General features: G+C 67.9%; 13 protein-coding genes. 9 read left to right on the top strand and 4 right to left on the bottom strand.

The features are described 5' to 3' along the window. Positions 1-210: 210 nt before the first annotated feature. A complete protein-coding gene (gene ykgO, locus Q8M88_RS02460) occupies positions 211-336 on the top strand; it encodes a type B 50S ribosomal protein L36 (protein ID WP_305594663.1) in 126 nt (41 codons plus the stop codon). Between the two features lie 183 nt (positions 337-519). On the opposite strand, the gene folE is transcribed toward ykgO, so the two are convergent. Beyond that, a complete protein-coding gene (gene folE, locus Q8M88_RS02455; protein ID WP_305594662.1) occupies positions 520-1,101 on the bottom strand; it encodes a GTP cyclohydrolase I FolE in 582 nt (193 codons plus the stop codon). A 133-nt stretch (positions 1,102-1,234) separates the two neighbouring features. On the opposite strand from folE, the gene Q8M88_RS02450 reads away from it, so the two are divergent. Together Q8M88_RS02450 and Q8M88_RS02445 are read left to right on the top strand one after the other, a co-directional pair. Next, entirely contained in the window at positions 1,235-1,501 is a 267-nt protein-coding gene (locus tag Q8M88_RS02450; protein WP_305594661.1) for a DUF2312 domain-containing protein, read from the top strand. Further along, complete coding sequence (locus Q8M88_RS02445; protein WP_305594660.1) at positions 1,498-1,800, top strand: hypothetical protein; 303 nt, start codon at positions 1,498-1,500, stop codon at positions 1,798-1,800. The genes Q8M88_RS02450 and Q8M88_RS02445 overlap by 4 nt, the downstream gene beginning before the upstream one ends. A gap of 126 nt (positions 1,801-1,926) precedes the next feature. Here Q8M88_RS02445 and Q8M88_RS02440 read toward each other — a convergent pair whose 3' ends face one another. The 3 genes from Q8M88_RS02440 to Q8M88_RS02430 all read right to left on the bottom strand — a co-directional run bounded on the left by Q8M88_RS02440 (position 1,927) and on the right by Q8M88_RS02430 (position 4,759). After that, on the bottom strand, positions 1,927-3,429 hold the full coding sequence (locus Q8M88_RS02440; RefSeq protein WP_305594659.1) for a sigma-54 dependent transcriptional regulator: 1,503 nt from the start codon (positions 3,427-3,429) through the stop codon (positions 1,927-1,929). Between the two features lie 212 nt (positions 3,430-3,641). Next, positions 3,642-4,295 carry a hypothetical protein gene (locus Q8M88_RS02435; RefSeq protein ID WP_305594658.1) on the bottom strand — a complete coding sequence of 218 codons (654 nt, stop codon included), beginning with the start codon at positions 4,293-4,295 and terminating at the stop codon, positions 3,642-3,644. Next, on the bottom strand, positions 4,283-4,759 hold the full coding sequence (locus tag Q8M88_RS02430) for a hypothetical protein (protein WP_305594657.1): 477 nt from the start codon (positions 4,757-4,759) through the stop codon (positions 4,283-4,285). Before Q8M88_RS02430 ends, Q8M88_RS02435 begins: the two co-directional genes overlap by 13 nt. Before the next feature lie 203 nt (positions 4,760-4,962). Here Q8M88_RS02430 and Q8M88_RS02425 point away from each other — a divergent pair, with 203 nt between their 5' ends. The 6 genes from Q8M88_RS02425 to Q8M88_RS02400 all read left to right on the top strand — a co-directional run. After that, positions 4,963-6,753, top strand: coding sequence for a M3 family oligoendopeptidase (locus Q8M88_RS02425; RefSeq protein ID WP_305594656.1), 1,791 nt, complete (start codon positions 4,963-4,965; stop codon positions 6,751-6,753). Positions 6,754-6,810: 57 nt separating this feature from the next. Beyond that, positions 6,811-7,854 carry an alpha/beta fold hydrolase gene (locus tag Q8M88_RS02420; RefSeq protein ID WP_305594655.1) on the top strand — a complete coding sequence of 348 codons (1,044 nt, stop codon included), beginning with the start codon at positions 6,811-6,813 and terminating at the stop codon, positions 7,852-7,854. A gap of 60 nt (positions 7,855-7,914) precedes the next feature. Beyond that, positions 7,915-8,154 carry an aa3-type cytochrome c oxidase subunit IV gene (locus tag Q8M88_RS02415; RefSeq protein ID WP_305594654.1) on the top strand — a complete coding sequence of 80 codons (240 nt, stop codon included), beginning with the start codon at positions 7,915-7,917 and terminating at the stop codon, positions 8,152-8,154. 88 nt (positions 8,155-8,242) lie between these two features. Continuing rightward, positions 8,243-9,373, top strand: coding sequence for a Re/Si-specific NAD(P)(+) transhydrogenase subunit alpha (locus Q8M88_RS02410; RefSeq protein WP_305594653.1), 1,131 nt, complete (start codon positions 8,243-8,245; stop codon positions 9,371-9,373). 33 nt (positions 9,374-9,406) lie between these two features. Continuing rightward, the gene (locus Q8M88_RS02405; RefSeq protein WP_305594652.1) at positions 9,407-9,721 is read left to right on the top strand and encodes a proton-translocating transhydrogenase family protein; all 315 of its coding nucleotides are present in this window, start codon (positions 9,407-9,409) and stop codon (positions 9,719-9,721) included. A gap of 8 nt (positions 9,722-9,729) precedes the next feature. Next, the coding region (locus Q8M88_RS02400) for an NAD(P)(+) transhydrogenase (Re/Si-specific) subunit beta (RefSeq protein ID WP_305594651.1) at positions 9,730-10,793 on the top strand (1,064 nt) is incomplete at its 3' end.

The raw sequence follows: 10,793 nt of genomic DNA, 5'->3' as shown, positions 1-10,793 counted from the left end.
CCGAGGGTCCGGTGCAGCCGGCCAGCAGCAGAACGAGAAATACGCGACGATCCATGAACCGAACCTAGTGGCGGCGGCGGGTTGGAACCCTATCACAACCCCGCGACGGTCGGGCGCCGTTGACTTGGGTCCAGCCTGCCCGTATATGCCCGCCCTCTTGGATCGGCGCCCGCAAAGGCGGCCGGCTCGCGCGTGAGAAGTTTGAAGGTCATGAAGGTCAGAAGCTCGCTCAAAACCCTCAAGACGCGTCACCGCGACTGCAAGCTCGTGCGCCGCAAGGGTCGGATGTACGTAATCAACAAGACGAACCCGCGCTTCAAGGCCCGCCAGGGCTGAGTTCGGCCGGTGGTTCGCGCGATCGCGGCGCGACGGTCTAAAATCCACATCCAGACCCGGTCGTCCCCGCGAACGCGGGGATCGAGGTTTTTTGTGTCTGGCCGGCTCTAGGCGACTCAGGCTCAGCAACGAAAAACGCCTGGGTCCCTGCTTTCGCGCGGATGATGGGCGTGTCGGACCCGCCTACACCTTCACGAAATCCAGGAATTCCTGGCGCGTCCTGGGGTCGTCGCGGACCACGCCCAGCAGGCGGCTGGTGGTCAGGCTGGAGCCTGGGGTGTTCACCCCGCGCATGGTCATGCAGCTATGCTCGGAGCGGATCACCACGCCGACCCCCTTGGGGTGCAGGATGTCTTGGATCGCCTGGGCGATTTCCGCGGTGAGCTTTTCCTGGATCTGCAGACGCCGCGCGAAGCCGTGGACCACGCGGGCGAGCTTCGAAATGCCCACAACGCGCTGGTCGGGCAGGTAGCCGACGTGGGCGCGGCCGAGGAACGGCAGCATGTGGTGTTCGCAAAAGCTGACGACCGGGATATCGCGCAGCACGACCAGTTCGTCGTAGCCCGCCACCTCGTCGAAGGTGCGCTCCAGATACTCCCGGGGATCGGCCTCGTAGCCGGCGAACAGTTCGCGATAGGACCGCGCCACACGGGCCGGGGTGTCCAACAACCCTTCGCGGTTGGGATCGTCTCCCGCCCACTCGATCAGGGTGCGCACCGCGGCCTCGGCGTCGGCCTGAGTAGGGGCGTGATGGTCGTCGGGCATGGTCTGCGCACTCCGCGTCGATCCGTCTCAACGGCGTGCAGCGGCCAAGGTTCAGCCGGGCGATGACATCGTCGCCGAGGCTCGCTAGGGTCCGCGCCTTTCCGCATCCCCCGACTCGAGAGAGGCTTTCCCCATGGCTGACGACAGCTCCCACGTCGACGTGCTCAACGCCACGGCCCAGGGCCAGTTGAAGAGCATCATCGAGCGCGTAGAGCGCCTTGAGGTCGAGAAGGGCGAGATCGCCGAGCAGATCAAGGAAGTGTTCGCCGAGGCCAAGGGCAACGGCTTCGACGTGAAGATCATCCGCAAGGTCGTGCGCATCCGCAAACAGGACCGCGCCAAGCGCCAGGAGGAAGAGGCGATCCTCGACCTCTACCTGTCGGCGATCGGGGAAATTTGAAGCGCCAGCCGCCAGATCGTAAGGCCAAGGCCAAGCGGGCCGCGCTGAATGCGCTCAAGCGCACGCGGCGGCTCGCCGATCGCGCCGGCGTCAAGCTGTCGGACTGGGAAGGCGAATTCCTGGGGTCCGTCGAGGAGCGGCTGAAGACCTTCGGCCGCGCCTTCGGCGACCCTGAGAAGGGCGGCGCCGGCGAGGCGTTGTCGGTGATGCAGCACGTCAAGCTCAAGGAGATCGCCGGCAAGGCCAAGGGCGACAAGCCCGCACGCCGGCCCTTCCGCCGCAAGGATCGCGGCGGGTAGACCCCAATCCTCCGCTCATCCCGGCGAAAGTCGAGACCCAAGCGGGCTGTCCGCGCGCAAACCCCGATTCCGCTTGGGCCCCGGCTTTCGCCGGGGTGAGCGGTGGTTGCAGGCGGGTGAGCGGGGTCACGCCACCGCGGCGGCGGGATCTTCGCCTTCGTCCTCGCCGTTGCTCTTCAGCACGTCGTCGAGGCCCTGTTCGCGCACCTTGCGATAGAGCGTCGAGCGGCCGATGCCGAGGCGGCGAGCGACTTCGCTCATGTGACCGGCGTAGATCTCGATGGCGAGCTGGATCAGGTCGCGCTCGATCTCCTCGAGCGTGCGCAGGTGTCCGCGCCCGTCGAGGATGCGCACCGGCGCGTCGCGGGCCATCTCGGCCAGCAGCTCGCTGGATGTCGGTGGCGGGGTGAACGCTGGTTTGCCGCGGTCGGCTTCCACTTCCGGCGGCGGCGCGGCGATCCCAGAGATCGACGGGAAATCGTGCGGCTGGAGGTAGGGTGCGTCGGCCAGCACGATGGCGCGATACACCGCGTTCTCGAGCTGGCGCACGTTGCCGGGCCAGTCGAAGCCGGTGAGGCAGGCCACCGTCTCGGGCGAGGCGCCGACCACGGTCTTGCCTTCCTCGACGTTGAAGCGGCGCACGAAGGCGTCGACCAGGGCCGGAATATCTTCGCGACGCTCACGCAGCGCAGGCGCGTCGATGGGGAAGACGTTCAGGCGGTAGAACAGGTCTTCGCGGAAACGGCCTTCCTGGATCGCCTGGGTGAGGTCGCGGTTGGTCGCCGAGACGATGCGGACGTCGACCCTGACCGATCGCTTGGCGCCGACCGGATCGATCTCGCTCTCCTGCAGGGCGCGCAGCAGCTTGACCTGGATGTCCAGCGGCAGCTCGCCGACCTCGTCGAGGAACAGGGTGCCGCCGTTGGCTTCCTGGAACTTGCCCAGGTGCTTGTCGGTGGCGCCGGTGAAGCTGCCTTTCTCGTGGCCGAACAGGATCGACTCGACCAGGTTCTCGGGGATCGCGCCGCAGTTGACCGCGACGAACGGCTTGCCGGCGCGTTCCGACGAGCCGTGCACGGCGCGCGCGATGACTTCCTTGCCGACGCCGCTTTCGCCGGTGATCAGGATGGGGATGGACGACTTCGCCGCCCGCTCGCCCAGCCGCTTGACCATCTGCATCGGCGCCGAGGCGCCGATCAGGTCGTCGAAGGTGGTGCGGCCGCTCTTGTGCTTCTTCAGGCGGTCGACCTCGCCCTTCAGGGCGCCCATCGACAAGGCGTTGCGGATCGACACCAGGATGCGTTCGGGCGAGGCCGGCTTGACGAAGAAGTCGTTGGCCCCGGCCTGCATGGCCGCCACCACCACCTCGACGCCGCCCTTGGCGGTGACCACGATCACCGGCTGGGTGTGACCGCGGGCGCGCAGCTCCTTCAGCGTGTCCTGACCCGACAGGCCGGGCATCACCAGGTCCAGAAGGATGATGTCGGCCGCGCCGCCGGCGGCCAGGCGGTTCATCGCCTGGTCGCCGTCCTCGGCATGGGCGACAGCGAAGCCCTCGCGCTCCAGCACCGCCTGGAACAGCCTGCGTTGAGTCGGATCGTCGTCTACGACGAGCACCGTCTTGGTCATTTGAATACACCCACCGGACTGGACGCTCGTCTCATTGGACGGGCTCCTTATGTCGCGGATTGATACAGGGCTTGGGTAAAGGCGGGGTTTCGCAGACCTTTGTCACGGGTTAACGCCGCCCCCTCGTCCGGCTGCCCGGAGCCCCCCGGTTCAGCTTTGAGGTACAACGATCCGCGTTCGCAGATTCCCTCAGGGCGCGAGCAGCTTTTAGGTCAGGCTGCGGACTTCGCCAGCGGCGCGTCGGAGAACGCCAGGCTGCCCTCGAAGTCGTTGAAGATGTCGAGCAGCTCGTCAGGCGTCACCACCGGCATGTTCCCGTCGGGGAACCGATATTTCCAGAAGCTGACGATGTGGTTCAGCGCGCCCAGCCGTTCGCCCAGCGCATTGAACATCGACGGCGCGCTGAGCAGGAACTCGCGGAACGCCTGCGGCTGGCCGTCCACCAGGCTGTCGAAGGCGTCGTCATAGACCTTCAGCGAGGCGGTGGCGGAATTGCAAAGCTCCTTGAGCTGTTCGGCCAGCAAGCCGCGCGTGCGCTCCAGGTAGCTTCGCGTCTCCAGGCTGCTGTCGCCGCGCGGGCGAAGGGCGGCCACGGCCTCGGCGACACGCTTCGCCGCGGGCAGGGCGTCATGCAGGGTCCACTTGTAGTAGAGGAAGCCCTTCCAGCAGAAAACGCCGTCCTGGTACTCGTCGCGCTCGAGCCGCAGAGTCAGCCGCAGGGGCTCGGTTTCGGCGTCGACAGTGATCGACAGGATCTTCTCAACTAGGCGCGCGCCGGCCTTGTGGTTGTCGCTGGACGAATCGGCGAAGCACAGGTCGACGAGCTTGCGGATCTCGCGCTCGACGAAGCTGATCATCCGCTGCATGTCGGCGTCCGACACCTCGAAATAGCAGCGCGCCGGCGTGCGGCCCTCAGCCGCTCGCGCAGGAGGAACGGATCCAGCGAAGGCAGGCTGTCGAGGATCTCCAGCATCTCGCGGTCGGCGCGGTTCTGTCCCCAACTCTCGCCGAACGCGGCGTGCATCACCTGTTCGAAGTTCGATTGGCCGACGAAGATCGTCCGGCCGCCAAAGCGCAGGTCGTTGACGTCGATCGGCACGATGATCTTGGTGGCCAGGCGCCGGCGGTCGGGGAACAGTTCGGCTTCGTCGCGGCGCACGCGGTGCTTCAGCACGATCGACTTGTTCAGCGTCTCGTTCTCGAAGAATGGCGATGTCGAATGGTCGGGATCGCGGCGGTTGAGGCGGTCGATGCGCAGCAGGTTCAGCACGCGGGCGGTGGACGCGGTCTCCTGCAACCGCTCAAGACTGCGAACGGCTTTCTGGTCCATCGATACGCCCGTGTGATCCTCTGGAACTGCCGTTCGTGATACCGAAGCCGCGTTACCGGCGCATTGACCTGGTCAAGCTTGCGGAGGCGTCGCGCAACAGATCGGCGGGGTCGCCTGACCGAAATCGATCGCCTGCTCGAATCCCATCGCCTCTGACGTCGTTGCCTGTGGAGATGTGCGGCGTCTGGGGCTAAATCGCGCCCATGAACGCGCCCCTGAAGACCGAAAACCTGCCGGAATGGCGGCTCGACGACCTCTACGCCGGCCGTGACGACCCGCGGATCGAGGCCGACCTCGCCGCGGCCAAGGCGGACAACGACGCCCTCGCCGCCATGGAAGGCCAGTTCGAGGCCGCGCGGGCCCACCCTGCGAAGCTGGGCGCGCTGCTGGACCGCGGGCTCGAGCTCTACGAAGGCGCGGTCAACAAGCTCTGGTCGACCGGCGCCTACGCCTCGCTGTCGTCTTCGGTGGCGCGCGATGATCCGGCCTGGGCGAAGTTCGAAGGCGACCTGCGCGCCCGCTCGGCCCAGATCGCCGCCGACAGCCTGTTCTTCACCCTGGAGATCAACCGGCTGGAGGACGCCGAGCTGGAAGCGGCGCTGGTCGCCCATCCGCCCGCCGCGCGCTGGCGGCCGTGGATCCGGCGGGTGCGCCTGGGCCGGCCGCACGAACTGTCGCCCGACCTGGAGCGGATGCTGATCGACCGCGGTCCGGCGGCGGCCAACTGGTCGCGCCTGTTCGACGAGACCCTGGCCCGCCTGGTCGCCAACGTCGGCCGCGAGCGGCTGACCCTGCCCGAAGCGCTGAACCGCCTGTCGGACCCGGACATGCGCCGTCGCCGCCAGGCCGCCATGGGTCTCGCCAAGGCGCTGGCCGAGCGGACGTCGACGATCGCGCTCAGCTTCAACACCTTGGCGTTCGAGAAGCAGATCGAAGACCGCTGGCGCAAATACCCTTCGCCCGCCGCTGCGCGGCACGTCGCCAACGAGGTCGACGCCGACGCGGTCGACGCGCTGGAATCAGCCGTCGTCGACTCCTACGCCTCAGTCAGCCACCGCTACTATGCGCTGAAAGCCCGGCGCATGGGGCGGCGCACCCTCGACTACTGGGACCGCAATGCGCCCCTCAGCACCGCCCAACCCAGGCTCTATGGCTGGGACGAGGCGCGCAGCGTCGTGCTGGACAGCTTTTCCAGCCTCGCCCCGAAGTTCGCCGACGTCGCCGAGACCTTCTTCACTCAGCCCTGGATCGACGCCAGTCCGAGGCCCGGCAAGCAGTCCGGCGCCTATTCGCATCCGGTGACCGCCGACCGGCATCCTTACGTGTTCATGAACTTCATGGGCGAACGGCGCGACGTGCTGACCCTGGCCCATGAGCTGGGCCACGCCGTCCACCAGACGCTCTGCAGCCCGCTTGGCACCTTGCTCGCGGACACGCCTCTAACGCTGGCGGAGACCGCCTCGATCTTCGGCGAAGGCCTGGTGTTCGACCGCCTGCTGGCCGAGGCCAAGGGCGAGGAGCGGCTGGGCCTGCTGGCCGGCAAGATCGAGGACGGCCTGAACACGGTGGTCCGTCAGATCGCCTTCCACCGCTTCGAGAGCCGCTTCCACGTCGCCCGCCTCGATGGGGAGCTTTCGCCCGACCAGATCGGTGCGCTGTGGCTGGAGGTGATGGGCGAGAGTCTGGGGCCGGCCGTGCGCCTCAACCGGGGCTACGAGCACTACTGGGCCTATGTCAGCCACTTCGTGCACTCGCCGTTCTACGTCTATGCCTATGCGTTCGGCGATCTGCTGGTGCGCAGCCTGATGGAAAAGCGCCGCGAAGACCCGGTCGCGTTCACGCCGCTGTATGAGAGCCTGCTGTCGGCGGGCGGCGCCAAAACCTATGTCGAAGCCCTCGCGCCGTTCGGCTTGAATCCGCGCGAGAAGGCGTTCTGGGCGTCCGGCATGAAGCAGCTCGAACGCCTGGTTGACGAGTTCGCGGCGCTTGTCTGAGCCTCGGCGCCGGCGTTGCAGCTTGCCAAGCGCGCCTTGGTCCTGGCAGCAACGCGCATGAGCGACGCCCCCAAGCCCGCCGATGAACAGTCTGGCGAGAACTACGACGACCGCCCGATCCGCGCGGAAGCCGAGCTGCCGCCCGAGGTGCAGGCCCCGCTTGCGATCTTCGCCGGCGCCGAGCCGCCCTCGCCGCAGTGGTTCAAGGATGCTGTGGCCCAGGCGCCGGAGCGGATCTTCGTCGATTCGCTGGGCTCGAAGATCGAGCTGCTCACCTGGGGCGAGATCGGCAAACCCGGCCTGCTGCTGGCGCATGGCAACAGCGCCCACGCCGGCTGGTGGAGCTTCATCGCGCCGTTCCTAGCCAACGACTACCGCGTCGCCGCCATGTCCCTGGCCGGCATGGGCCAGTCGGACTGGCGCGACCAGTATCGCTTTGAAGATTTCGCCGCCGACGCGGAGGCCTGCGCACGGGCGGCCGGGCTCTACGAGTCGGGCAAAAAGCCCATCTACGTCGGTCATTCGTTCGGCGGGATCCTGATCTCCCACACCACGGTGACCCATCCTGAACTGATGCGCGCGGCGGTGCTGGTCGACACGGTGTTCAGCCGTCGCCCGCCGCCCAAGCCAGGCGAAGAGGCCGAGGGGCCACGCATCCTGCCGAGCGCGGACCGCGTGAACCGGGTCTATCCGACCATGGCCGCGGCCCTGGCGCGGTTCCGCCTGATGCCGCCGCAGGTCGCCGGGGAGATCTTCACCGCTGACTTCATCGCCCGCGGATCGCTGAAGGAGGCGCCGCTTCCCGACGGCTCAGGGACCGGCTGGACCTGGCGGTTCGATCCGCAGATGTGGAACAAGATGGATCCCGGCGCCCTGCGCAGGGTGCGCAGCGGCGAGAAGCTCGCGGTCGGCGTGCCGATGGCGCATCTGTACGGCGCGGAGTCGACTATGCTGGCCAATAGCCTGACGCAAGGCGCGTCGCCGCTGCCGGACGACATCATCAAGATCGCCATCCCCGCCGCCAATCATCACGTGATGATCGATCAGCCGCTGGCGCTAGTGACCGCCCTGCGCGCCTTGCTTGCGGTCTGGCCGGCTTGAGCGCTGGCGCACACTCGTGTAGCACCGCCCCGACGCGCTCGAATTTGGGAACACCGACGTATGGCCGAGCAGGCTTCCGACTATCATCACGGTGAGCAGGACATCCATCAGCAGGTGTCGACCTTCCATCTGTTCGTCGGCATGACGAAGTGGGGCTCGCTGTACCTGGCCGCGTTGCTGCTGCTGCTGACCATCTGGTTCTGCACCGACGCCGGATTCATCGCCGGCCTGATCACTGCGGTCGTGGTGAGCGGGCTGGGCTTCCTGGTGCTGCGCGACAAGGGCGACAGCGCGCACTGAAAGCGTCGCGCATACGGGAACCGTGGCGACTGGACAGGCTCACGACGCCGTCCGTAAGGTCCCGGCGCTGTTGGGAGGATTAGCGGGCATGGCTCTGGTAGCCGTCACCAAGGAACGCCGCGTGGGCGAAACCCGCGTCGCGGCTACGCCGGAGACGACCAAGAAGCTGATCGCCGCCGGGTTCTCGGTGGTCATTGAAGCTGGGGCGGGCGCCGGAGCGTCGTATCCTGACGCCGACTACGCCGAGGCGGGCGCGACGATCGCGGCCACCGCCGAGGCGGCGCTCGGCGCCGCCGACGTTCTGCTCAAGGTTCGCGCGCCGTCCGACGCGGAGATCGCGGCGCTGAAGCCTGGCTGCCTGGTGGTCGGCCTGCTCAACCCGCACCAGGAACGCGCCGCGCTTGACGCCATCGCCGCGCGCGGAGCCGCCGCCTTCGCCATGGAATTCGTGCCGCGGATCACGCGCGCCCAGGTGATGGACGCCCTTTCGTCCCAGGCCAATCTCGCCGGCTACCGCGCCGTGATCGAGGGCGCACAGGCCTACGGCAAGGCGATGCCGATGATGATGACCGCCGCCGGCACCATCGCGCCGGCGCGGGTGTTCGTCATGGGCGCCGGCGTCGCCGGTCTTCAGGCGATCGCAACGGCGCGCCGCATGGGCGCTGTGGTCACCGCCACCGACGTGCGTCCCGCCGCCAAGGAACAGGTCGAGAGCCTCGGCGCGAAGTTCGTCGCCGTCGAGGACGAGGAGTTCAAGGCGGCCGAGACGTCCGCCGGCTACGCGCGCGAGATGAGCGCAGAGTATCAGGCCAAGCAGGCTGCCCTGGTCGCCGAGCACATCAAGAAGCAGGACATCGTGGTCACCACCGCGCTGATCCCGGGTCGCCCGGCGCCACGGCTGGTCTCCGCCGCCCACGTCGCCTCGATGCGTCCGGGCTCTGTGCTGGTCGATCTCGCGGTGGAGCAGGGCGGCAATGTCGAGGGCGTGCGCGCCGACGAGGTCGCCGAGATCGGCGGTGTGAAGCTGGTGGGCTACGCTAATCTGCCCGGCCGCATCGCCGCGGACTCGTCCGCGCTCTACGCCCGCAACCTGCTGGCCTTCGCCGGCCTGCTGCTCGACAAGGACGGGGCCTTCGCGCCGGACTTCGCCGACGAGATCCTGGCCGCCTCGCTGGTCGTGCGCGACGGGTCGATTGTCCATACGGCGCTGCAGTCGTGACCCCGCGCGCCACCCCACGAGGGAGCTGATCTGATGGAAGCCGTCGATCCCACCGTCTACCGCCTGGCCATCTTCGTGCTGGCGATCTTCGTCGGCTACTATGTGGTGTGGAGCGTCACGCCCGCCCTGCATACGCCGCTGATGGCGGTGACCAACGCCATCTCCTCGGTGATCATCGTCGGCGCCCTGCTGGCCGCCGCCGCGCACGGTGTGGACGGCGAGCTGACCCGCAATGTTCTGATCTCAAAAGGCGCCGGCGCGGTCGCCGCCGGGCTGGCCGCCGTGAACATCTTCGGCGGCTTCCTGGTCACCCAGCGGATGCTGGCCATGTACAAGAAGAAGGGCTGAGCCCCGCCATGAACGCCAACGTCGCGGCTGTCGCCTATGTGATCTCGGGCGTGCTGTTCATCCTGGCCCTGCGGGGTCTGTCCAGCCCGGCGACCAGCCAGGCCGGCAACCGCAACGGCATGATCGGCATGGCGATCGCGGTCGCCACCGCGCTCGCCACCCTTTGGACGCAAGGCGCGCTGGACGCGCTGACGCTGGCGCTGATCGGCGGCGGCGTGGCGATCGGCGGAACGGTCGGCGCGGTGATCGCGCGCAAGGTCGCCATGACCTCGATGCCGCAGCTCGTCGCGGCCTTCCACTCCCTGGTCGGCCTGGCCGCGTGCCTCGTGGCGGTGGCCGCCATCCATACGCCGCAGGCCTACGGCATCGCCGGCGCCGACGGCGTCGTCCACATGCAGTCGCTGATCGAGCTGTCGCTGGGCCTGGCCATCGGCGCGGTGACCTTCACCGGCTCGGTGATCGCCTTCGCCAAGCTCAACGGCAACATGTCCGGCGCGCCGATCCTGCTGCCGGCCCGCCACCTGCTGAACGCCGCCATCGCGCTGGGCGTCGTCGCACTGATCGTCGCATTGGTGCTGAGCGGCGGTTCGGCGCTGTGGGCGTTCTGGGGGATCTTCGCCCTGGCGCTGGTGATCGGCGTCACGCTGATCATCCCGATCGGCGGCGCCGACATGCCGGTGGTCGTCTCGATGCTGAACAGCTACTCGGGCTGGGCGGCGGCGGCGCTGGGCTTCACGCTGGAGAACACCACCCTGATCATCACCGGGGCGCTGGTCGGCTCCTCCGGCGCGATCCTGTCGTACATCATGTGCAAGGGGATGAACCGCAGCTTCGTCTCGGTGATCCTGGGCGGCTTCGGCGGCGAGGACGCGGCGGCCGCGTCCGGCGGCCGGATAGAGACCCGCCCGGTCAAGCACGGCAGCGCGGACGATGCGGCCTTCATCATGAAGAACGCGTCCAAGGTGATCATCGTCCCCGGCTACGGCATGGCCGTGGCGCAGGCCCAGCACGCGCTGCGCGAGATGTGCGACCGGCTCAAGGAAGCGGGCGTGGAGGTGAAGTACGCCATCCA

The organism is Phenylobacterium sp. (assembly GCF_030693805.1).
In the GTDB taxonomy this organism is placed as follows: Bacteria; Pseudomonadota; Alphaproteobacteria; order Caulobacterales; family Caulobacteraceae; genus Phenylobacterium.
Note: the sequence above shows the minus strand (reverse complement) of the source record. Positions and strands in the feature narration are given on the sequence as shown.